General features: G+C 71.3%; 23 protein-coding genes. 11 read left to right on the top strand and 12 right to left on the bottom strand.

Features of this window, described 5'->3' with window-relative positions:
- Positions 1-110 precede the first annotated feature (110 nt).
- Genes AB6V29_RS12755 through AB6V29_RS12725 form a run of 7 tightly spaced genes read left to right on the top strand, consistent with a single transcriptional unit; the run spans position 111 to position 3,932 of the window.
- Positions 111-512 (top strand): YbaB/EbfC family nucleoid-associated protein, encoded by a 402-nt coding sequence (locus AB6V29_RS12755; RefSeq protein ID WP_267788486.1) that lies wholly within the window; start codon positions 111-113, stop codon positions 510-512.
- Between the two features lie 5 nt (positions 513-517).
- Complete coding sequence (locus AB6V29_RS12750) at positions 518-832, top strand: hypothetical protein (RefSeq protein ID WP_056224595.1); 315 nt, start codon at positions 518-520, stop codon at positions 830-832.
- A complete protein-coding gene (locus AB6V29_RS12745; RefSeq protein ID WP_307313640.1) occupies positions 829-2,178 on the top strand; it encodes a TNT domain-containing protein in 1,350 nt (449 codons plus the stop codon). The genes AB6V29_RS12750 and AB6V29_RS12745 overlap by 4 nt, the downstream gene beginning before the upstream one ends.
- A 2-nt stretch (positions 2,179-2,180) precedes the next feature.
- A complete protein-coding gene (locus AB6V29_RS12740; protein ID WP_141378281.1) occupies positions 2,181-2,528 on the top strand; it encodes a hypothetical protein in 348 nt (115 codons plus the stop codon).
- 38 nt (positions 2,529-2,566) lie between these two features.
- Positions 2,567-3,085, top strand: a complete 519-nt coding sequence (locus AB6V29_RS12735) for a hypothetical protein (RefSeq protein WP_141378282.1) — start codon at positions 2,567-2,569, stop codon at positions 3,083-3,085.
- Entirely contained in the window at positions 3,085-3,645 is a 561-nt protein-coding gene (locus tag AB6V29_RS12730) for a hypothetical protein (protein WP_369359042.1), read from the top strand. Before AB6V29_RS12735 ends, AB6V29_RS12730 begins: the two co-directional genes overlap by 1 nt.
- A 17-nt stretch (positions 3,646-3,662) precedes the next feature.
- Complete coding sequence (locus AB6V29_RS12725; protein ID WP_369359039.1) at positions 3,663-3,932, top strand: hypothetical protein; 270 nt, start codon at positions 3,663-3,665, stop codon at positions 3,930-3,932.
- Here AB6V29_RS12725 and AB6V29_RS12720 read toward each other — a convergent pair whose 3' ends face one another.
- The 6 genes from AB6V29_RS12720 to hemQ all read right to left on the bottom strand — a co-directional run bounded on the left by AB6V29_RS12720 (position 3,933) and on the right by hemQ (position 9,025).
- Entirely contained in the window at positions 3,933-4,064 is a 132-nt protein-coding gene (locus AB6V29_RS12720; protein WP_267788495.1) for a hypothetical protein, read from the bottom strand.
- A 75-nt stretch (positions 4,065-4,139) separates the two neighbouring features.
- A complete protein-coding gene (gene hemL, locus AB6V29_RS12715; protein WP_369359036.1) occupies positions 4,140-5,480 on the bottom strand; it encodes a glutamate-1-semialdehyde 2,1-aminomutase in 1,341 nt (446 codons plus the stop codon).
- An 83-nt stretch (positions 5,481-5,563) separates the two neighbouring features.
- Complete coding sequence (hemB, locus tag AB6V29_RS12710; protein WP_210075906.1) at positions 5,564-6,547, bottom strand: porphobilinogen synthase; 984 nt, start codon at positions 6,545-6,547, stop codon at positions 5,564-5,566.
- Complete coding sequence (locus AB6V29_RS12705; RefSeq protein WP_210075904.1) at positions 6,544-7,359, bottom strand: uroporphyrinogen-III synthase; 816 nt, start codon at positions 7,357-7,359, stop codon at positions 6,544-6,546. Before AB6V29_RS12705 ends, hemB begins: the two co-directional genes overlap by 4 nt.
- Entirely contained in the window at positions 7,356-8,357 is a 1,002-nt protein-coding gene (hemC, locus tag AB6V29_RS12700) for a hydroxymethylbilane synthase (protein WP_369359033.1), read from the bottom strand. Before hemC ends, AB6V29_RS12705 begins: the two co-directional genes overlap by 4 nt.
- A complete protein-coding gene (gene hemQ / locus AB6V29_RS12695) occupies positions 8,354-9,025 on the bottom strand; it encodes a hydrogen peroxide-dependent heme synthase (RefSeq protein ID WP_267788499.1) in 672 nt (223 codons plus the stop codon). Before hemQ ends, hemC begins: the two co-directional genes overlap by 4 nt.
- Before the next feature lie 137 nt (positions 9,026-9,162).
- On the opposite strand from hemQ, the gene AB6V29_RS12690 reads away from it, so the two are divergent.
- Positions 9,163-9,951: a DUF4239 domain-containing protein gene (locus AB6V29_RS12690; RefSeq protein ID WP_369359030.1), complete on the top strand. Its 789-nt coding sequence runs from the start codon at positions 9,163-9,165 to the stop codon at positions 9,949-9,951.
- Between the two features lie 341 nt (positions 9,952-10,292).
- On the opposite strand, the gene AB6V29_RS12685 is transcribed toward AB6V29_RS12690, so the two are convergent.
- The 5 genes from AB6V29_RS12685 to hemE form a co-directional block, all read right to left on the bottom strand.
- Positions 10,293-10,571 (bottom strand): hypothetical protein, encoded by a 279-nt coding sequence (locus AB6V29_RS12685; RefSeq protein ID WP_369359028.1) that lies wholly within the window; start codon positions 10,569-10,571, stop codon positions 10,293-10,295.
- Positions 10,561-10,971, bottom strand: a complete 411-nt coding sequence (locus tag AB6V29_RS12680) for a phage holin family protein (protein WP_210075893.1) — start codon at positions 10,969-10,971, stop codon at positions 10,561-10,563. Before AB6V29_RS12680 ends, AB6V29_RS12685 begins: the two co-directional genes overlap by 11 nt.
- Before the next feature lie 3 nt (positions 10,972-10,974).
- On the bottom strand, positions 10,975-11,376 hold the full coding sequence (locus tag AB6V29_RS12675) for a hypothetical protein (protein ID WP_181906402.1): 402 nt from the start codon (positions 11,374-11,376) through the stop codon (positions 10,975-10,977).
- Positions 11,377-11,488: 112 nt separating this feature from the next.
- Entirely contained in the window at positions 11,489-12,997 is a 1,509-nt protein-coding gene (gene hemG / locus AB6V29_RS12670) for a protoporphyrinogen oxidase (RefSeq protein WP_369359026.1), read from the bottom strand.
- Positions 12,994-14,031, bottom strand: a complete 1,038-nt coding sequence (gene hemE, locus AB6V29_RS12665; protein ID WP_267788507.1) for a uroporphyrinogen decarboxylase — start codon at positions 14,029-14,031, stop codon at positions 12,994-12,996. Before hemE ends, hemG begins: the two co-directional genes overlap by 4 nt.
- Before the next feature lie 100 nt (positions 14,032-14,131).
- On the opposite strand from hemE, the gene AB6V29_RS12660 reads away from it, so the two are divergent.
- From AB6V29_RS12660 to AB6V29_RS12650, 3 genes are all read left to right on the top strand, one after another.
- Positions 14,132-15,463: a glutamyl-tRNA reductase gene (locus AB6V29_RS12660; RefSeq protein ID WP_369359024.1), complete on the top strand. Its 1,332-nt coding sequence runs from the start codon at positions 14,132-14,134 to the stop codon at positions 15,461-15,463.
- 116 nt (positions 15,464-15,579) lie between these two features.
- The gene (locus AB6V29_RS12655) at positions 15,580-15,894 is read left to right on the top strand and encodes a hypothetical protein (RefSeq protein ID WP_267788510.1); all 315 of its coding nucleotides are present in this window, start codon (positions 15,580-15,582) and stop codon (positions 15,892-15,894) included.
- A gap of 81 nt (positions 15,895-15,975) precedes the next feature.
- Entirely contained in the window at positions 15,976-16,554 is a 579-nt protein-coding gene (locus AB6V29_RS12650; protein ID WP_369359022.1) for an HhH-GPD-type base excision DNA repair protein, read from the top strand.
- Between the two features lie 12 nt (positions 16,555-16,566).
- Here AB6V29_RS12650 and AB6V29_RS12645 read toward each other — a convergent pair whose 3' ends face one another.
- Positions 16,567-21,036 (bottom strand): SCO7613 C-terminal domain-containing membrane protein, encoded by a 4,470-nt coding sequence (locus tag AB6V29_RS12645; protein ID WP_369359019.1) that lies wholly within the window; start codon positions 21,034-21,036, stop codon positions 16,567-16,569.
- Positions 21,037-21,100 lie beyond the last annotated feature (64 nt).

Genomic DNA, 21,100 nt, shown 5'->3' with positions numbered 1-21,100 from the left:
CATAGAAGACTGAAACACCTCACCCAGATGGCGCCAGCACGAACGGCGCGAAAATGAAAGTTCTCACATCTTTGACCCAGGTCATGGACTTGAGGGCTACGATCACCCGAGTGACAGACCTCTTCTCCTCTCGTGAAGCCGAGGCGGCCATCGCCCGGATCGAGCAGCAGGTGGCCGAAGCGCAGGTTCGGGCAGCGCAGGCGCAGCAGGTGCAGGCGGACATCGACGCGGTCCGCGCTTCGGCGACCTCTCCGCGTCGCGAGGTCACGGTGACCGTCGACGCAGCGGGTCGACTGGCCGGTATCCGCCTCGCCGATGCGGCGTACGAGCTGCGTCCCGATGCGCTGGAGCAACTGATCGTCGAGACCGCCGGGCGCGCTCAGGTGCTGGCAGGCGAGCAGGCGTTGGAGATCACCCGGGTCGCGTTCGGGGCTGATTCTCCGATCGTCGGTCACCTCGCGGGTGAACTCGATCGTGAGCCCCCGGCCCAGCCCATGGGCTTCCGGGTCTGACGCGCGTGGCCGATCGCATCGCCGTCGACTCCGAGCTCATCGGCTCGCACGCCTCGCGACTGAGCGCCGTGGCATCCGACATCTCCGTCGCCCGTGACGCCGGGTCATCTGGCGGGTTGAACGCCGAGGCGTTCGGGGTGCTGTGCTCGTTCCTCGTGCCGCCCGCGACGATGGTGGCCGACGCCGCTCGGTCGTTGATCGGTGCCGCCGAAGACATGGTGCGCCGCTCCGCCACCGAGATCGTCGGGGTCGGCAGCGACATGGACGCGTACGAGCAGAAGGTGCTCGAGTCGATCCGCGCGTTGGAGACGGGCCTGTGAGCAACGCGCTCGTCGCCGGTCCGGTCGACACAGCGACGCCGTTCAGCGGCGCCGGGCTCCTCGATTCCGGGACCCAATTGGCATCCGCCATCGAGTCCGGCAACTGGGTCGAGGGCGGCCTCGCCGCCTTCAGCACCGTCGTCGATACCGTCGCCACCGCCATCGACCCGCTCGGCTCGCTCATCGCCGCCGGCCTCGGCTGGCTCATCGACCACTTCGAGCCGATCAAGGGCTGGTTCAACGACCTCACGGGCGATGCCGGCGCCGTCGCCGGGTTCTCGCAGACGTGGACCAACGTCCAGAACCAGCTCAACAGCTCCGCCGACTACCTCGACCGCGTCGTCAGCGACCTCGACGACATGGCCGGCGAAGCGATCGAGGCCTACCGCCGGTTCCAGACCGACGCAGCCGCCCACATCCGCGCCTCCGGCCTATGGGCGGGCGCCATGGCCACCGGACTGCAGATCGCCTCCACGATCGTCCAAGTCGTCCACGACCTCGTCCGCGACATCCTTTCGCAGCTCGTCGGTTCGGCGATCTCGTGGGCCACCGAAGCCGTCGTCACCGTGGGCCTCGCCACCCCCTGGATCATCAGCCAGGTCTCTTCCCGCGTTGCGAGCTGGACCGCCAAGATCAGCGGCAAGCTCACCGGCCTGCTGCGCTCGTGCGGCAAGCTCGGGGACCTGTTGAACGAGTTGCGGGCGCTGATGAGCAAGGGGGCGAGTCTCCTCGAGAAGGTGCCCCGCCGTGCCGCCGGCGGCAGGCCCGCCGCCGACGCGCCTTCCGCACACCCGCACGAGCCGACCTCGCCGCTTCCCGATCCGCCGCCGGTCGCCCGGAATCCATCGGATCACCTCGGTCCCTCGGAAGTCACCGACGCAACCCCGGGGCACACCAACATCCCCGATTCATATCAGCGCTTCGGCGACCTCTCGGAGTCTGAGTTCGTTGAGAAGTACTGGAACCCTGAAAGCGTCAACTACGACAAATCGACGGGCGGATGGCGCTACCCGCCGGATGACGGGTTCGACCTGTCGGCGGGGAGGGCCCCGAAGGAAGTCGACCTCCCCGAGGGCTACATCATGGACCGCTACGGCGAGCCGTACGGTAGATACACGTCGCCTTCGGGCACGCCGTTCCCGGAGCGAGCGATCCCGCCGGACTCGGTCGGTCAGCCTTATTTCCAGTACCGGGTGACCAAGCCCTTCGACGAAGAGTCCGGGATGCCGCGCGCCGGTGCCATCGCGCCATGGTTCGAGCAGCCCGGTGGAGGCGTTCAGTTCCACCTCCCGAAGCCCGTCCAGTGGCTTGAGGAACACGGGTACCTCACGAAAGTCGAGAATTGAGCATGCAAGACCTGACATTCGAGCAGTTGTGCGGTCTGCTCCGCGATGAGTTCGGCTCTGCTCCCATCTCGAGCCCTCAACACCCACGCGTGGGCGACGGCGATCCTGTTACCGGTGATCTGATCCTCCGGGAAGACGGGCCGTCCTCCTTCGCGGTTGGGGCGCAGGATCGTGGCCAGTGGTCTGAACTGGCGCGTTTCGCATCGGAGTCGGAGGCGTGCGCCTTCATCCTCGAACAAGTACGCAGGACGCATCGCCCGGGGGTGCGCCTGACTCCCGGAGAGAAGGCAGAATCCGAACGCGTCACGCGCAACTTCGACGACGAATTGCGCCGGTCGCTGGGGCTGTAGCCGCACCGCTGACGAACACGCACGAAACACGAGCACTCATGTTCGATCCCGCAGAAGCGGCGACGCGCTTCCTGCAAGCGCTCGAGAAGCTACCGACTTACACAGGAATCGTGTTCCACGGACTCCCCTCGGTCCCGCAGCTCGCGCCTGCTCGATGGACCCGTGGCGTCACCGCCACCAGTAAAGACCCGCGGATCGCGACCGAGAACTTTTCCACGCCTGCGATTGCCGCCATCGTCAGCCGTACCGGACGCGACATCGCGGCGTTCTCCGCGCATCCCGCGGAGCAGGAGGTGGTTCTTCCCCCGGAGGTCGTCCTCCTCGAGGTGGCCCACACCCGTCTCCCGGACGGTCGTCCGGTGGTCATCGTCGAGCAACTGGCGGAGCCGGACCCGAGGGCTGATCTCCCTCCGACTCTCGATGCCCTTGTCGCCGCCGTGCATGAGCTTTTGCAGCTGGCACAGGCTGGTGAGCCGTCAACCATCACCACCCCGGGCAAGTTCGTGGAGCCATTCTTCTTCCTCGACGAAGAGAGCGGCGCCCACACCGAGTCCTAATGCGATCTTTCTCCGCCCGCATTCACGACCCGGAGCAGCCGAAACCCCTCGGCTGCCCCGCGTGCCTCGACCTGGCGATGCGCGAAGGTCAGCCCGCCTTCATCGTCGCGACGTCGCCCGACGATTTCCTGTACCGGTGCGACTTCTGCCAGACCTGGTGGACCGCCAACAGCAGGTTCCGCAATCCCGCCACGGTCGCCGACGCCCGAGCGCGCTTCCCCGAACAGCGCATCGCGTCAGCGCCCGTCGTCGACGATGCACAGCTGAGCGAGGCGATCGTGCTCTTCACCGGGTGGGGCGTGACGCCGGAACCAATCGACGACGTCGCCCCTGTGGCGGCGCGATTCCCGAAAGATTTCCCGACGCTCGAGCCGGTCTTGGCCGCGTTCGTCCGCGGTTCCGCATCGATCGTCTTCCACGAGGTGGCGCCCTCCGATGACGGGCTCCTCGGCCGCGTCCGAGCCCGTCTGGGGCTGATCATGCCCCGCCTCTCCGATGACGCCCTGGACGCCCTCACCTGGCGCTGGCCCTTCGTAGTACCGCAGACCTCTCCGTTCTAGACCGTTCAGAAGACACCATGACCCTCGACACCGCCCTCACCGCCTACATCTGGGCCGACGGCTCCGCCGTCCCCGGCCGGCATCCCGGATCCGTCCCCGACCGAGCCCTCCGCGACCGTGTCGAGGGCCTGATCGAGCGAATGGATGCCGTGACCCCCGGCGCCGACGCCACGGATCTCGCCGCGTGGGCCGACCGCACCGTCCGCGCGATAGCGAGCCAGTACGGCGACGTCGGCGAGGCCGGCATCCGGGCCCTTTCGGCCCTGCTCAGCTGGACCTGGCGCTGATCAGACCTGGCCGCGCGGGCACGGCTGCCACGTCGCGCGCCGACGCCGCGGGGCCATGGAGGTGGGCCACCACGACGCGAGCCGCGACAGCAGCGACGAGAAGGCGGTGGGCTGAGTGCGTGCGGGGAGCATGACTCCAGCCTCGCGACCGGGCCTGCCCCGCGCATCATCGCAAAGGACGAAACGCATCCCCCTCGGGGATGATCCCTACTGCGCGAGCAGCGTCGGATCCAGCGCCTCCGCGGCCGCCTTCGCCGCCACCGGCAGCGCCTCGAGCACGCGGTCAAGGGCGACGTCGTCGTGGGCGGCGGTGAGGAACCAGGCCTCGAACACGCTCGGGGGCAGCGAGACGCCGGCATCCAGCATCGCGTGGAAGAACGGGGCGTAGCGGTACGACTGCTGCGTCAGGGCGGTGGCGTAGTCGAGGGGTACCTCGGGCAGGAACGCGACGCCGAAGAGCGACCCCGCGCGCGGGACGGCGTGCACGACGCCCTCGGCCGTCAGCGCGGCGTCCAGCGCCTCCGACACCTGAGCGGCCGCGGCGTCGACCGCCGCATAGACCTCGGGCGTCGCGAGGCGGAGCGTCGCGAGGCCTGCAGCCACCGACAGCGGGTTCCCCGACAGCGTTCCCGCCTGGTACACCGGGCCCAGGGGCGCCAGATGGTCCATGATCTCGGCGCGACCGGCGAGAGCGGCCAGAGGCATGCCGCCGCCGATGACCTTGCCGTACGTGAGGATGTCGGGCAGATAGCGCTCGCCCTGCGAGGCCTGCAGGCCCCAGAATCCGGCGGGGTGCACGCGGAAACCGGTGAGCACCTCGTCCATGATCAACAGGGCGCCGTGGCTGTGCGCGATGTCGGCGAGCGCGGCGTTGAAGCCGGGGAGCGGCGGAACGACTCCCATGTTGGCCGAGGCGGCCTCGACGATGATCGCGGCGATGTTCTCGCCGTGCACCTCGAACACCTCGCGCACCGCGTCGAGATCGTTGTACGGCAGCACGAGCGTTTGCGCGGCGATCGGAGCGGGAACACCCGCGGATCCGGGCAGCGCGAGCGTGGCGACGCCCGAGCCCGCCGCAGCCAACAGCCCGTCGGAGTGCCCGTGGTAGTGCCCGGCGAACTTGATCAGCAGATCGCGACCGGTGACACCGCGCGCCAGGCGGATGGCGGTCATCGTCGCCTCAGTGCCGGTCGAGACCAGGCGCACCTTCTCGATCGGCTTCAGGTCGCCGACCTGCACGCGCTGTGCGACGAGATCGGCGAGCTCGACCTCGGCCCCCGTCGGGGCGCCGAAGGACAGACCACGGGATGCCGCGGACTGCACCGCCCCGACCACCTCGGGGTGCGCGTGACCGAGGAGCGCCGGGCCCCACGACGCGACGAGGTCGACGTACTCGCGACCCGCGGCATCCGTGATCCGAGAGCCGGAGGCCGACTGCACGAACCGCGGCGTGCCACCCACGGAGCCGTACGCGCGAACGGGCGAGTTCACGCCCCCCGGGATGACGTCCTTCGCGCGGGCGAACCACTGGTCGTTGAGATCGGTCATGGCATCCATTCTTCCGGGCAGCACGGGGAAAGGGGTCGGATCCGGGCGCTTCACGGCCACCCGACGACCCCGCAAGACAGGGCTCAGAGCTCGGCGCGCAGCCAGCGGGCGGCCTCGACCGCCCAGTACGTCAGGATCGCGTCGGCACCGGCACGGCGGATGCCGAGCAGGCTCTCCATGATCGCGCCCCGGCGATCGATCCAGCCGTGGGCGGCGGCGGCCTCGACCATCGCGTACTCGCCCGACACCTGGTACGCCCACACGGGGACGTCGACGGAGGCCTTCACGTCGGCGAGCACGTCGAGGTACGGCAGGGCCGGCTTGACCATGACGACGTCGGCGCCCTCTTCGACGTCGAGCAGCGCTTCGCGCACGCCCTCGCGGCCGTTGCCGGGGTCGAGCTGGTACGAGCGGCGGTCGCCCTTCAGCTGCGAGTCGACGGCCTCGCGGAAGGGGCCGTAGAAGGCGCCCGCGTACTTCGCCGAGTAGGCCAGGATCAGCGTGTCGGTGAAGCCCTCGGCATCCAGCGCCTCACGCACCGCACCGACCTGGCCGTCCATCATTCCCGACAGGCCCAGCATGGCCGAGCCCGCGCGCGCCTGCGCCAGACCCATCGCCGTGTAGCGCTCGAGAGTGGCGTCGTTGTCGACGGCGCCGTCTTCGCGCAACACGCCGCAGTGACCGTGGTCGGTGAATTCGTCGAGACACAGGTCGGTCTGCACGACCACCGCGTCGCCGACCTCAGCCACCACGGCCTCGGTGGCGAGGTTCAGGATGCCGTTCGGGTCGTCGGCCCCGGAGCCCACGGCGTCGCGCGTCTCGGGCACGCCGAAGAGCATGACCCCGCCGATGCGCTGCTCGGCCGCCTCAGCGACCGCACGGCGGAGCGAGTCCATCGAGTGCTGCACGATGCCCGGCATCGAACCGATCGGGCTCGGCTCGGTGATTCCCTCGCGCACGAACATCGGCAGCACGAGCTGCGAGGGCACGAGGTGCGTTTCTCGAGCGAGACGACGGACGGCGGGGGTGCGGCGCAGACGCCGCGGGCGGTGCTCGGGAAAGCTCATGGGGTCGATTCGTCGGTGTTCAGGGGAAAGCGGGCGACGGCGTCGATGAGGGAGTCGACTGTCTGGGTCTCGGCCACGACGTCGACGCTGAGTCCGGCGCGCTTGGCGTCTTTGGCGGTGCGCGGACCGATCGCGGCGATGACGGTGGATGCCGGAACCTCGGGGAACTGCTCGACGACCTGCTCGGCGACCGAGCCACTGGTGACGAGGATCGCGTTGATGCGCCCCGACTGCACGTCGCCGGCGATCTTCTCGGTGACCGGGACCCCGACCGTGCGATAGGCGACGACACTGCGGACATCGTGCCCGGCCTCGATGAGCAGGCGCGTGAGCACGGGCTTGGCGATCTCGCTTCGGAGGGTGAGGACCTTCCGCGGCTCGGTCTCGAGCTCGATCATCTGCTCGGCCATGCCCTGGGCCGAGTTGTCGCGCTCGGGGACGAGATCGACGTGGTAGCCGACGGCCTGCATAGCGGCCGCGGTGGTCTCACCGACGACCGCGACCTTCGTCTCGGCGGGGATGACCGCCTTGTAGGCGTACAGCACGTCGACGGTGGTGGCGCTCGTGAGCGTCAGCCAGTCGAAGGCGCCGGCGGCGAGATCGGCGAGGGCCTCGTCGAGGGTCGCCTGATCGTTCGTGGGTGCGAAGTTGATCAGCGGCGCGATGACGGGCACGGCGCCGAGCTGTCGAAGGCTCGCGGCGACGCCGTCGCCCCAGGGGCCTCCTCGGGGAACGAGGACGCGTCGACCGGCAAGCGGTTTCGGCACGCTGCCCGTCGAGGGGTTCGGCGTGTGCTGGTGGCCTTCGTTCATGTGGTCGACTCTCGTGGTACCAGGTCGGCCGCCCCGCGTTCGAGCAACCGACGCGCGGCTTCTCGGCCCGCTCGCGTCGCTTGCGCGATCGGTCCCCCGTCGTCGGCAGCATCCGCTCCATTGCCACTGCCCGTAGTGTCCCCACCATACCCCGGGTCGAGACGCACCGTCCGGTCTACGCCGATCCTTTGTGTCCCATCGAGCGCGTAGACGATCGCGCGCAGACGCAGGTCGCCCTCGGCAAGCGAGGCGTGCGTGCCCACGGGGGCACTGCACCCGGCGTCGAGCGCCGAGAGGACCGTGCGCTCGGCCGTGATGGCCACGCGGGTGAGTTCGTCGTCCAACCGGGCGAGAGCGGCGTAGATCTCGGGATCGATGTCGTCGCGGGTCTCGACGGCGAGCGAGCCCTGCCCCGGAGCGGTCGGCCACTCCGACAGACCGAGCTCTTCGGCGAGAAGGCCACCGAGGTCGCCGCCGAGCCGCGAGATGCCCGCGGCCGCGAGGATCACGGCATCCAGCTCTCCATCGCGCACCCGTGCGAGACGCGAGTCGACGTTGCCGCGGATGTCGCGGATGTCGACTCCCGGGTTGTGGCGCAGCGCCTGGGCGATACGACGGGGCGAGCCGGTGCCCACACGCGCACCGGCGGCGAGAGCGCCCAGCGGGGTGCCGTCGCGGGTAACGACCACGTCGCGCGCATCTGCCCGCGCGGGCGTCGCCGCGATGACCAGACCGTCAGGCTGCTGGGTCGGCAGGTCTTTGAGCGAGTGCACGAGGAAGTCGCAGCGATCCGCGGCGAGCGCCTCCCGCAGACCGTTCGCGAACACCCCGCGTCCGCCCAGCTGCGACAGCGAGGCGCGGTTGACGTCGCCCTCCGAGACGATCGGCACCAGCTCGACGGGACGACCGGATACCGCTGAGACGGCATCGGCGACCATCTGCGACTGGGTCATCGCCAGGTTGCTGCGGCGAGTGCCGAGACGCAGGGGCGCGGTCACTGAAGGATCTCGGGGATCTCGTCGAGAGTGACCAGCCGACCGGTGTAGAACGGCACCTCCTCGCGCACGTGGCGACGGGCCTCTGTGTACCGCAGGTCACGCATCATGTCGACGAGGTCGGTGAGGACGTCCGCTTCCATGGGGAGGAGCCACTCGTAGTCGCCGAGGGCGAACGACGCCACCGTGTTGGCGATGACGCCCTTGTACGCCGAGCCCTTCTTGCCGTGCTCGATGAGCATCTCGCGGCGCTCGGCCTCGGGCAGGAGGTACCACTCGTAGCTGCGCACGAAGGGGTACAGGCACAGCCACTGCTGCGCCTCGATACCGCGGAGGAAGCCGGGCACGTGCGAGCGGTTGAACTCCGCGTCGCGGTGCACGCCCATCGCGTTCCAGGTGGGGAGGAGGTTCTTGAGCAGGTCGGTGCGGCGGAGGCGCCGCAGGTCGCGCTGAAGGGCCTGCGGGTCTTCGCCGTACAACCAGACCATGAGGTCGGCGTCGGCGCGCAGGCCGCTCACGTCGTAGAAACCGCGCACGGTGACGCCGTCGGCCTCGATGAGCGAGACGAGATCGGCCAGTTCGGTCGCGTCGGTGGCGGTGACCGCGTTTTCGGGATCGCGGCGGAAAACCGCCCACAACGTGTACACAGAGGAGGAGCTGTCGTCGGACATACTCCCAGTCTCGTCCGGTCGGGGCGGCGGTCCAAACCGGTTGACTCGCCGACGAACCACCGCCACGTGCGCACGCCGCTCCCCCGTTGGTACTGTGCGACGACGGCGTCGGGGTACGCCCTTCGAGAGGCCTGCCGATGTGGTTGTACGACCTCCCCATGTATCTGGGGCTGCCGCTGTTCATCGTCCTGGTCGTGGGAGGTTCGTGCGCGATCCTGCTGGCCCTGCGGAGGTGGGTACGCCGGGCAGCACCGCGCGGTGAGGAGTGGGACCGCGTGCTCAGCTACGCGGTGGGCGTCTACGGCGTCTTCTACGGCGTGACCCTCGCGCTCATCGCCACGGCGGCCTACGGCAACTTCACCGAGGTCGACGGCGTCGTGCTCGAGGAGTCGTCGTCGCTCGCCTCGCTGTACCGCACCGCGGCGCTGCTCCCCGACCCGCAAGGCGACGAACTGCAGGCACAGATCACCCAGTACGCCCGCAACGTCATCGACCTCGATTGGCCACGACAGCGGCGTCTGGAGATTCCGGCCGAGACGGATGCCAATGTCTCGGCCATGCAACGGGCGATCGGCGCCGTGCAGCCGACGACGGCCGCCGAGACCCTCTACGTGCAGCAGTCCCTCGATCAGTTCCAGCTGCTGGTGGAGAACCGCCGCGACCGCATCGCGCTCACCCACCTCGCGCTGCCGAGCGTGCTCTGGATCGTGCTGGGCGTCGGCGCGGTGCTCAACGCGATCCTCCTCGGCCTGATCGAGGTGCGAAACCTCCGGGTGCACCTGTTGATGTCCAGCATGCTCGCGCTGTTCGTGGCCCTGTTGCTGTACGCGATCGCCGGATTCGACCACGCCTACGCGGGCCCGATCGCCGTGACACCCGAGTACTTCGAAGACCTGCTGCGGGGGCTCTTCGCCAACGAGCCGTAGGCGGGATGGCGGGGGCCCGGCCTCGGGCCGGGCGGCGGGGTTTCGGCATCCGGTCGGGCGGCGGGGTTTCGGCATCCGGTCGGGCGGCAGGATCCCGGCCTCCGGTCGGGCGGCGGGGTTTCGGCATCCGGTCGGGCGGCGGGATCCCGGCCTCGGGCCGGGCGGCAGGGTTTCGGCATCCGGTCCCGAACCGTCCCGCGGAGATCACGGCAGACTCACCGCCACACGGCCGCACAACCCGGCGCGCCGCAGACGAACTCCGCACGACGGGCCGGCACGGGCGCCCGGGAACGACGAAGCGGCCCGCCCTCCCGGAGGAAGACGGGCCGCTTCGCGCGATCTCAGCGCGCGTAGGCGCGAACGATGCCCCAGACGGCCAGGCCGACGAGCGAGGCGACGCCCGCGACGACGGCAGCAGCAGCACCGGGGTTCTGCTGGGCCTTTCGGCGAACCTCCTGCACCTTGCGCTCGACGGCCTCGCTCGCGCGACGCGGGGCGTTGGCCTTGACCTCGATGGCCGCGAGAGCGGCTTTGAGCTCGGCGCGGGCCGACTGCACCGGGTCGGTGATGCCGAGGGGCACCGCGGTACGCGGAACGGGGACGGGACGATCAATACTCATCGCGGGCCTCCTTCACGATTCGGACGTCTTCGGCGATGGCCTTGCCGGGGTTCTCGCGCTTCGAGAGCTTCTTGAAGCGCAGGTAGCCCAGAAGGGCGAGGATCGCGGTGACGACGATCATCACGCCGAAGACGACGAGCGCCGACAGCCAGACGGGCCACCACGACGACAGCCCCGCGATCACGAACGCGAAGAAGACCGGAACGGCCCAGAAGACGACGATCAGAGCGCCGACGAACCATCCGGCGCCGATCCCGGCGTCTTTCGCCGTGCGCTGCGCCCACGCCTTCGCGCCGTTGATCTCGGCGACGACGAGGTTGCGCACCAACTCGGGGATGTCGCCAATGAGGGTGAACAGACTGTCGTCGGAACGATCGCGGAATCCGCGCGGAGTGGTCATGCGTCAGCTCCCGGACGAGGTGGAGCCGCTCTTGGCCGCCTGCGCGCGCGTGGTGGCCGCCTTCTCCGCCTGCTTGGCGTCGTCGACGGAATCCTCGACGACATCGGCCACCTCGTGGGCCGACTGCTTCGCGGCGCGTCCCGCGCGCTCGGCGCGCTCTTGCACGGTGCCGGAACCGGACGCCGCGCCGGTGACCGACTTCGCGCCCTTCCACACCACGCCGGGGACGGACTTGAGAGCGGAGACGCCGAACGCCTTCACCTTCTCGACCTGTCCTTGGACGACGGGCTGGTCCCAGACCTTGCCGGCCTGAGTCTTGATCTGCTCGTACCGGTCGCGGCCTGCGCGTGCACCGAGCACGTAGCCCGCCACGAGTCCGACGACGAGTGCTGCTTTGCCCCTCATGGGGTCTCCTCACGCTCGATCCAGTGCTGGTCGAATCTCACAGTAGTCACGTATGCCGCGATCGGCATCCACCCTTGACAGGCGGCGCGGCATGGTCGAGTGGCGATCGCGGTCAGGTGGACCAGAGCGCGTCGCTGCGGACGCGGTCGGCCTCGTCGCGGGCATCGGGGATGACCTGGGCGAGGCCCGTGCCCGAGATCCACGCGCCCGTCGCGCCGAGACCCGGCACCGCGCGCACGGCGCCCCGCGCGGCAGCGGTCTCGGCCGCCCGTCCGATGGTCGCGGCGGGCTGCGACTGCACGTAGCGCACCCGATGGGCATCGCGCAGAGCGGATGCCGACAACTCGACGCCGAGCATCGCCGAGGCCTCCGAGAGGGCCAGGGCTGCGGCCGCTTCGTCGTCGAGGGCCGCGGTCGCGGGCTCTTCGCCCTGTGCTCCGAACGAGACGCGCACGACGTGGATGCCGGGCTCAGCGGCATCCCGAACCCAATCCCACTTCGCCGTGGAATGCGTGAGCGCTTTGGCGACGTGGCTTCCGGGAACGGTGAGGACGCCCGTTCCGCGCGGTGCCCGGTCGAGCGCGGGGGCATGGACGACCAGGGTCACCACCTCGACGACGGGGGCGACCGGGTCACCCACCTCGAGGCCCGGAACGACCGGCGCCAGCAGTTCGCGCGCGGGCCCCTCGGGAAGGGCGACGATCACGGCCCGGGCCGCCAGCGGCTCGTCGTCGGCGGAGGTCGCGACCGTCCAGCCGTCGTCGGTCTTGGTCAGCGCACGGGCGGAAACCCCGGTGCGCAGCTCGACGCCATTCTCGCGCAGGCCCGCGACGAGAGCGTCGACCAGGCGGGACATGCCTCCCGCGATTCCCTCGACAGCGCCACCCGGGGCGGCGGGTTTCGCGGCACCGCCCGACACGATGGGGACGTCGGATGCCGGCTGATCGGCGGACCGCGCGGCGGCACGGCTCGCACGCAGGTCGGCGACCGCGCCCGTGAGCGACCCGGTCCGCGTCAGTGCCGCGTTCAGTCCCGGGGCCGCCAGGTCGATGTCGATGTCGTCGGGGCGGGCCGAATAGACCCCGCTCGTGACCGGAGCGACCAGGCGTTCGAGCACCCGCGCACCCAGCCGCGACCGCACGAGCTTTCCGAGGCTGTGCGCGTGACCGATCGTCAGCGGGGGACGGAGCCGATCGAGGTACGCGCGCCACGAACCCGACCAGCCGATGACGCGTCGCACGTCGGGGGCGAAGGGATTGTCGGGGATGCCGAGCACCCCGCCCTTCGGCAGCGGCGCCGCCCCGACTCCCGGGACACCCGCGACCCACGCGCCCGCCGGGTTGGGCGAGACGATGTCGTCTGACAGACCGAGTTCGTCGAGGAGCTTTCGCACGATGCCGCCGCGCGTCGCGAAGCTCTCGGCGCCGACGTCGAGCGTCATCCCGCCGACCTCGGCGCTGCGGAGGACTCCGCCGAACACCTCGGACGCCTCGAGCACCGTGACCTGCAGGCCGACCTTCGCGCACTCGCGCGCCGCGACCAGACCCGAGATGCCGCCGCCGACGACGACGACCCGCGTCTCGTGAGCGTGGCGGACGAGCCGGTCGAGGGGCTCGCTCACGCGTCTTCTCCGTGGGCGCGGGCGACGATGCGGGTCAGCACCTCGGGGTCGGTGTCGGGCGGCACGCCGTGACCGAGGTTGAGGATGTGCGCGCGCGCCGCGCGACCACGGGCGAGCACGTCGTCGACATGGGCGGCGAGCACCGGCCACGGAGCCCCCAGCAACGCCGGGTCGAGATTGCCCTGCAGCGTGACGTCGGGACCCACGATGGCTGCCGCCTCATCGAGCGGCATCCGCCAGTCGACACCCACCGCGTCGGCGAGACCGCCGAGGCGCATGTCGTCGAGGAAGGCGCCGGTGCCGACGCCGAAGTGGATTCGGGGCACCTCGATGCCCTCGAGGGCGGCGTGCGAGTGCGGAGCGATGAACTCGCGGAACGTCGCGGGTGACAGCGACCCCGCCCACGAGTCGAAGAGCTGCACGGCCTGCGCTCCGCCCGCGATCTGCGCATCGAGGAAGGCGCGCGAGACCTTCGAGAGCCAGCCGGCCAGGCGGTGCCACGACGCGGGATCGGCGTGCATCATGCCGCGGGCGCGCAGGTGCTCCTTGCTCGGCCCACCCTCGACGAGGTAGGCGGCGAGGGTGAAGGGGGCACCGGCGAACCCGATGAGGGGAACCGCCTCGTCGAGCTCGGCGGTGACGCGCCGGGCCGCCTCGCGCACCGGCTCGGCCGCGGCGGCGACGTCGTCGGGGTCGATCGCGGTGATCCGCGCCACGTCGTCCGCGGTGCGCACGGGGTCGGCGAACACCGGACCGCGACCCGGCTCGATCACGACATCGACGCCGGCCAGACGCAGCGGCACCACGATGTCGCTGAAGAAGATGGCCGCATCCACCTTGTGGCGACGGATGGGCTGGAGGGTGATCTCCGCCGCGAGGTCGGGAGTCAGACACGCGTCGAGCATGCGGGTGCCCACACGAAGCTCGCGGTACTCGGGCAGCGAGCGCCCCGCCTGACGCATGAACCACACCGGCTGCCGCTCGGGACGATCGCCACGGAGGGCACGGAGCAGGGGCGCGTCGAGGGAGGCCATGGCATCCATCCTTCCACCCGCGCCTGGGGAAGACGGGGGATGCCTTGACGTCGAGAGGCCGCCCGGAATACCCCGGGGAGCGCGAGCGTAGAATATGGATGTGCTGCTGTGCGTCAGCGCGAGTCACAAGACCGCGTCCTTCGATCTCCTCGAGCGGCTCAGCGTACCCGCGACACCCGTCGCCCCCCTGATCGCCGAGCACGACGAGTGCGTCCAGGGCGCCGTCGTCGTCGCGACCTGCAACCGCTTCGAGGCGTACGTCGACATGGACGAGCCCGTCACCGCCGCGGTCGCCCTCGGCATCGAGGCCACCCTCGCGGCGATCGAGTCCGCGACCGGCGTTCCGGCCAGCGAGCTCGAGGGCTCCTACACCGTCCTCGGTGGCAGCGATGTGGCCGAGCATCTGTTCTCGGTGGCATCCGGGCTCGAATCCGTCGTCGTCGGCGAGGGCGAGATCGCCGGTCAGGTGCGACGCGCTCTCAACGAATCGCGTCAGCTCGGCACCACCTCCGCCGAACTCGAGCGCCTGTTCCAGCGCGCGTCCGAAGCCCAGCGCGGTGTGAAGAACTCCACCGCGATCGGCCGCGCCGGACGCTCCCTGGTACGCCTGGGCCTCGAACTCGCCGACAGTCGCATCGCCGACTGGTCGACCCAGCGGGTGCTGCTCGTCGGCACCGGCGCCTACGCCGCCGCCACCGTGGCAGCCTTGCGCGACCAGGGCGCCGAAGACATCTCGGTCTACTCACCGTCGGGCCGGGCCGCGAAATTCTCGGTCAAGCACGGTCTGCGGGCCGTCTCGGCGGAGACCTTCCCGAGCGCCGTCGCCCACGCCGATCTCGTGATCACCTGCACCACGAGCGAGAACCACGTGCTCAGCGCCGCGACCTTCGCCGCGGGTCGGGGCGCGTACGAGACCGCCGTCGACGGCGCCGCGGGCGTGTGCCCCGTCGACCACACCGCGCGCCGACTCGTGATCGACCTCGGTCTGCCCCGCAACGTCGACCCCGATGTCGCCACCGTCCCGGGCGTCGACCTGCTCGACCTCGAGACGATCCGCCTGCACGCCCCACTCGAGGAGCTTCAGGCGACCGACGCGGCACGCGATCTCGTGCGCGACGCGGCCCGCCGCTTCGCCTCGGTCGGCGAGCGCAAGAACATCACCCCCGCCGTCGTGGCCCTGCGCGCGCACGTCTTCGGCGTGCTCGACGCCGAGGTCGCCCGCGTGCGCGCCCGCGGCGACGAGGGCGGTCAGACCGAGCAGGCGCTTCGTCACCTCGTCGGCGTGCTGCTGCACACCCCGACCACCCGGGCGCACGAACTCGCTGAGACCGGCCGCGCCGACGAGTACATCGACGCTCTTTCGGCGCTGTTCGGCATCGAGGTCGCCGACCCCGCGGCCGCCGAGCGTCGCGACATCGCCGACGCGGGCTGAGGGCCCTCCCACCCCTCATCGCGCCGCGGTCCTCGGTGCGGGGAGCGGGTCTCCGCGCCGGCTGCGTCGGAGCCGGATCCCTCGTCGAAACGCGCGCGTCGGGCAGGATGGATGCCGTGAGCACACCGGCATCCGAGGTCTACGTCGTCGCGGGAGAACGTCGGCGCGGGAATGCTCCGCGGTGGGCGGCGACGCTCGTGTTGGGGCTGCTGCAGATTGAGGAAGACGCGCCGTCCGTGTCGGAGACGGTGATCCGCCGGGTCGACAGGTCGCTCGTGAAACGACTGAAGCCGGGCAGCGTCTCGCACTTCGAGAAACAGATCTCCGAGGTCACCGCCGACCTCGCTTCGATGGATGCCGTGCCCTTCGCGCGGAAATGGATCGCCGAGCCCGACGCAGCCGCGGCGGGCGACGAAACGGCATCCGGCTGACGTAGCGGTGGCGACCTGACGCCGACTCGGGAGCGAGATGCGCTCTCGCGCGCCCGCGTCGAGACGCGCGAGAATGAGCACATGAGCCTGCGCATCACCGACGACCCCGCCGCCGACGAACTGCTGTCGAGCAACCCGCTCGCTCTGCTGATCGGCATGCTGCTCGACCAGCAGGTCGCGATGGAGACCGCGTTCGCCGGACCGCTGAAGATCCAGGAGCGCACAGGGTCGATGGATGCCGGCGCGATCGCGCACCAGGACCCCGACAACTTCGCCGCCGCGTTCTCGCAGTCACCCGCGGTGCACCGCTACCCCGGGTCGATGGCGGAGCGCGTGCAGGCGCTGTGCGCGGCGATCGAGCAGGACTGGGGCGGCAAGGCCGAGAATCTCTGGACGCGCGACGACCCTGACGGCAGAACCGTGCTGAAGCGTCTGAAGGCGCTGCCCGGCTTCGGCGAGCAGAAGGCGAAGATCTTCCTCGCCCTGCTCGGCAAGCAGCGCGGTTTCGACGGAGCCGGATGGCGCGAAGCGTCGGCCCCCTACGGCGAGGACGGTTCGTTCCGCTCGGTGGCCGACATCGTGGACCCGGAGTCGCTCACCAAGGTGCGCGAGACCAAGCGGGCCGCGAAAGCGGCCGCGAAGGACGCGACGACGACGTAGGCGCTGCCTCCTTCACCGGAGAGACCTGATCGCGAGGGCGGCCGCCCTCACCTCACGGATGCGGCGCTCGTACGTGGCCGCGATCACGATGAGGAGCACACCGGCGATGCCGAGCCACAGCCACCACAGGCCGGAGGCGCTCTCGTAGAGCGACGTGATCCACGGCCAGAGCTGGGCGACGGCGTGGACGATCAGCACGATGCCGCCGAGCAGAACCGGGGCCTGCCACCGGAACCGGGCACCGACCAGCAGCGTCGCCAGAGCGATGACGCCGAGAGCGAGGACGCGCCACAGCGCGTTGCCGCTCGAGAAGTCGAACAGCAGCGAGGGGACGAGCAGCAGCGCCAGACCGATACCGAGTGCCGGCCACGTCCGCAACGCTGGACGCTGACGGAGAGTCCGGATGCCGTGGACCAGGAGCGCCGCAGCGAGCGGCGCCGTGGCCGCCTCCACGGGATCGGCACTGCCGAGAACGATCGCCAGGAGCGCGAGGACGGCCGACAGGCCGATCGCGGCCCACCGCACGGCCGCATCCCGCCACCACAGACCGACGGCGAGGACGGCGACGAGCGTCACGACCAGACGCAGGGGGCCCTCGCCCGTGGCCGAGAGACGGGTGGCGGTGAGAGCCACCGCGACAGCGGGAGCGGCGATCGCGAGAGCCTGGGACAGCCCGGGCAGGACGTCTGTGCGCCGACGGCGGAGGAGGACGGCCGTGACCACCAGAGGAACGGTCGCGGCGACGAGCCAGAGGTCGAACAGCGCCGTCGCGAGCTCGTGCAGGCCGCGCAGCGACGCGGCCACGATCAGCCCGAGGGAGGCGACGGCGATCAGCGGGGTCGCCAGCGGGGCGAGCGCGCCGCGAAGCAGAACAGCCCCGACCACCAGCACGGCGATCGCCGCCAGCGTCACGCCGATCGCGCGCACCAGCGACGCGTCGGCGAGCGCCGCTGAGGGCAGGAGTCCGACCGCCGCACCGCCGACGGCGAACAGCACCGAGGCCGGGGCGACCGGGCGGCGACGGTCGAAGAAAGCGGCAGCGATCCACACGAGCGCGAGAGGAACGGTCGCCCACTCGATCGGGCGGACATCCGCCCCCACGCCGATGAGGGCGACGAGGCCCGCTCCGGAGTGCGCGGTGATCGCGAGCGGCATTCCCCCGAGCCGGTGGCGCACGCGCAGGGCGGCGACGCCGACGGCACCGAGCAGCACGACCGCGAACACCATGCGCCCGATCGGGCCGCCGTCGACGGCGACCAGCACAGCCGATCCGAGCGCGAGGAGTGCGGCGGCCCCGACCAGAGCGCTGCGCGCGGACGACCCCGCCCACGGGGCCGGGCGTCGCGCGACGCCCGCGGCGGCTGCGCCGATCGCCGCGACCGACACCACGACGACGAGATCCGCGATGCCGATGCCGCCCCGGTCGACGGAGGGGACGAGCTGCGCGACCGTGAGCAGTACGAGCGCGAGCGCCCCGGCGGCGGCGACCGCGACGGGGAGTTCGTCGGGGGTCCGCGGCGGACGTACCCAGGCCCCGACCACCAGGACCGCGGCCGAGAGGACCGCGACCGCCAGCACGTGGACGAGATCTCCCGGGGCCGAAAGGGCGCTGGGAGCGAGCGCGACGGTGGTTCCCGCGGCGGCGATCACCGCGGGCGTGACCGCGGAAAGATCCCCTCCCAGCCGCCGAGCGCGCTCGTGACCGGCCGCGATGCCGAGCAGCGCGATGCCGACCGGCACGGTGAAGAGCTCGACGGTCTCGGTCTGCTGCCAGAACAGTCGCGTCCACAGCGCGAGGGTGCCCAGCACGAGCGCGAGCCAGATGAGGTGCCGGCGCGGACCGCGAGAGCGGAAGAGACCGTCGCCGTCGGTCGCCCACAGCACAGCGGTCACCGCCGCGAGCAGGAGCGGAAGCCACCGGACTCCCTGCGAGGGGACGACGACGATCGACACGGCGGCCACGAGCGCGGCCCCCGTGTCGAGGCAGGCACGGGTGGACGTGTCCGCGCGGAGGAGGCGCAGGGCCGCCGCGGCGCTGACGAGGGCGATCGCCGCATAGACGATCGCCGGCACCAGCGGCAGCGGCTCGATCAGCCGGAGCGCAGAACCGGCCGCGCCCGCGACGAGCAGGGGCGTCATGACCGCCGCGAAGGGCCGCGCGACGCGCCACGGCCGGTACGGCGTCGTGAGGACAGCCGCCGACGCGACCGCGGCGACCAGCGCGCACACGAGCATCCAGCCGTCGGCCGCGGTGCCCGTGCGGAACCACAGCGCGGGGGCGGCGACCACCACGATCGCCGACAGGGCGGCGACGACGCCGGCGCTGCGTTGCGCGACGTCGAGACCCCGCCGTCGCCAGAGCGGGGCGACGACGGCGACGAGACACAGGGATGCCATCGCGAGAGGAACCGTGGTCGGCGTGGCGCCGGCGATGACGAGGTCGGCTCCGGCGCGCAGCGCCCCGGGAACGAGGACGGCGCTCCCCGACAGGAACAGGACGACCCCGACCGTGGACGGCACCCGGATACCGGGATGCGCGCCGGCGACCGCGGCGAGCACGGCGGCGACCACGACGCTGGACAGCCCCCACGCGAGCGGAGAGGAGAACGACGACAACCACCCCGCGCCGAGGGCGAGGAAACCCCCGACCGCGGCGAGGGAGATGTCGCCGCGACGGCGGCGGAGGACGATGACGGCGACCACGGCGAGCGCCAGGTACCAGGCGACCACGAGGATCACGACACGCAGCTGAGGTCCCGCGAGCAGAGCGACGGCCGCCCCGGCGATCAGCGCGGGAGTGCGGCGCTGCGCCCACGATCCCGACAGACGCCAGACCGCGACCGCGAGCAGGACGATTGCCGCGAGTGCGATCACGGCCGCCGTGCTGACGGCATCCGGGGCATCGAGGTCGAGGGCGGATCGCCCGAAGACGACGATCGACCGACCCACCACGGCTCCGACAGCATTCATCGCGGCGACCAGCGGCAGGATCGCGGCGACGGCGGCGGCGATCGCCGCGGCCAGAGAAGCGACGACGACGGTCGTCCGCCCGAGGCCCGGAGCGGCGCGACGCGCGGCGGCGTCGAGCCCCAGCGCGACGGCCGAGGCGACGAGCACCGGGACGGTGACCGACAGGGTCGCGTCGGCCGCACGGACGACCGTGCCCGCGATCTCCACCCCGAGGACGACGACCGCGGCCACCGCGGCCGTCGGCGCCAGGCTCGCGGCACCTCGGCGCGCGAACGACCGGGCGTGGAGGGCGAGACCGAGGGCGAGCACCGCACCGAGGACCGCGGGGGTCGCCGTGCTGCGCGGGTCGACGATCAGGGCGGAGGTCATCGCGACGACCGCACCGACGGCGGCGAGACCCCGGACGACCCCGATCTCGATCGTCAACGCCGGGCGAGGAGCCCGAGCGAGGAGCGGCGCGAACGGTGCCGCGAGGGCCAGAAGCAGCAGCACCAGCCCCCACGCGTACCACCCGAGGGCCGCATCGCGCGTGAAGAGACCGGCGACCAGCATCGCGGGCCCGACCGCGAGGGCCGCGACGGCGACCGAGAGCGGAGCGCGCAGGCGCGACAGACGCGACCAGCCCACGAACGCGGCACCCGCGACCACCGTCGTCGCGCCCCAGTACACGCTCGGTTCGAGGCTCGCCGCCCCGCCCAGGTCATTGGCGCGGACGGCCCAGACATCGAGAGCCACGAAAGCGATCCCGAGCAGCGCGATGCCCTCGGAGGTGGCACCGAGACCGCGTCGGCGCAGGAACGACGCGGTGGCGATGATCGCGGCCGTGACGAGTCCGATGATGACGGAGCGCAGGACGAGGCCGCCGCTGATCCACGCGACGGTGAGGAAGAAGGCCGCGGCCACGGCGAGGAGGACCACGCCGACCGACAGGAGGAAGACCTGGACGCTCGAACGCCGGGGCGCGGACGGCCCCGCGGGGACGGGTGAGGACGGCTCCACGGGGGGAACACCGTCGGACGGAGGCACGGCCGGGGAGCCTGGTCCCGGCTGGACCAGCGGCCCCGGGGGGATCACCGGCCCCGACGGTGGCGCGAACACCACGTCGGCGGCTGCGACCGGAGCCGATGCCGTCGTCGAGAGCGGTGCGGGCGCAGCCGCGATCGAGTCGCCCGGGGGCGCCGCCACCGGGGATGGCAGCACCGGGTGGAGCTCGGGCGTCGGGGGAGCCGGCATCCGCTCGTCTTCTGCGCGGGCTGCCGCAGCCGCGGCCTCCGCATCACGGTGCACCCGCATGAGGACGTCGGCGCGCTCGTCGACGAGCGCGACGATCCGCTGGGACAGTTCGAGCACACGCGCCGTGCGCGCATCGGTCAGGTCGAGACCGCAGGAGGCACACGGGGATGCGGCGATCGGCGTGAAGCACGACGGGCAGCGCGAGGTGTCGACGAGTGCGCCCGGCCCCGGCGGCCATGCGAACCCGGAGAGTTGTGCCCCAGCGTCGACTTCCGTCATCGTGCCCCCTCGGCGTCGGTCGTCGCCCCAGGCTAGCGAAGTGCGAGGGCGGCGCCGAGGTTGT

Origin of the sequence: Microbacterium sp. 20-116, assembly GCF_041079415.1 — a bacterium.
Lineage (GTDB): Bacteria > Actinomycetota > Actinomycetes > Actinomycetales > Microbacteriaceae > Microbacterium.
Note: the sequence above shows the minus strand (reverse complement) of the source record. Positions and strands in the feature narration are given on the sequence as shown.

Coding starts and splice junctions, on each gene's coding strand:
- AB6V29_RS12740 (WP_141378281.1), top strand. CDS start 2,181: ATGCAAGACCTGACATTCGAGCAGTTGTGCGGTCTGCTCCGCGATGAG.
- AB6V29_RS12735 (WP_141378282.1), top strand. CDS start 2,567: ATGTTCGATCCCGCAGAAGCGGCGACGCGCTTCCTGCAAGCGCTCGAG.
- AB6V29_RS12730 (WP_369359042.1), top strand. CDS start 3,085: ATGCGATCTTTCTCCGCCCGCATTCACGACCCGGAGCAGCCGAAACCC.
- AB6V29_RS12725 (WP_369359039.1), top strand. CDS start 3,663: ATGACCCTCGACACCGCCCTCACCGCCTACATCTGGGCCGACGGCTCC.
- AB6V29_RS12720 (WP_267788495.1), bottom strand. CDS start 4,064: ATGCTCCCCGCACGCACTCAGCCCACCGCCTTCTCGTCGCTGCTGTCG.
- hemL (WP_369359036.1), bottom strand. CDS start 5,480: ATGACCGATCTCAACGACCAGTGGTTCGCCCGCGCGAAGGACGTCATC.
- hemB (WP_210075906.1), bottom strand. CDS start 6,547: ATGAGCTTTCCCGAGCACCGCCCGCGGCGTCTGCGCCGCACCCCCGCC.
- AB6V29_RS12705 (WP_210075904.1), bottom strand. CDS start 7,359: ATGAACGAAGGCCACCAGCACACGCCGAACCCCTCGACGGGCAGCGTG.
- hemQ (WP_267788499.1), bottom strand. CDS start 9,025: ATGTCCGACGACAGCTCCTCCTCTGTGTACACGTTGTGGGCGGTTTTC.
- AB6V29_RS12690 (WP_369359030.1), top strand. CDS start 9,163: ATGTGGTTGTACGACCTCCCCATGTATCTGGGGCTGCCGCTGTTCATC.
- AB6V29_RS12685 (WP_369359028.1), bottom strand. CDS start 10,571: ATGAGTATTGATCGTCCCGTCCCCGTTCCGCGTACCGCGGTGCCCCTC.
- AB6V29_RS12680 (WP_210075893.1), bottom strand. CDS start 10,971: ATGACCACTCCGCGCGGATTCCGCGATCGTTCCGACGACAGTCTGTTC.
- AB6V29_RS12675 (WP_181906402.1), bottom strand. CDS start 11,376: ATGAGGGGCAAAGCAGCACTCGTCGTCGGACTCGTGGCGGGCTACGTG.
- hemE (WP_267788507.1), bottom strand. CDS start 14,031: ATGGCCTCCCTCGACGCGCCCCTGCTCCGTGCCCTCCGTGGCGATCGT.
- AB6V29_RS12650 (WP_369359022.1), top strand. CDS start 15,976: ATGAGCCTGCGCATCACCGACGACCCCGCCGCCGACGAACTGCTGTCG.
- AB6V29_RS12645 (WP_369359019.1), bottom strand. CDS start 21,036: ATGACGGAAGTCGACGCTGGGGCACAACTCTCCGGGTTCGCATGGCCG.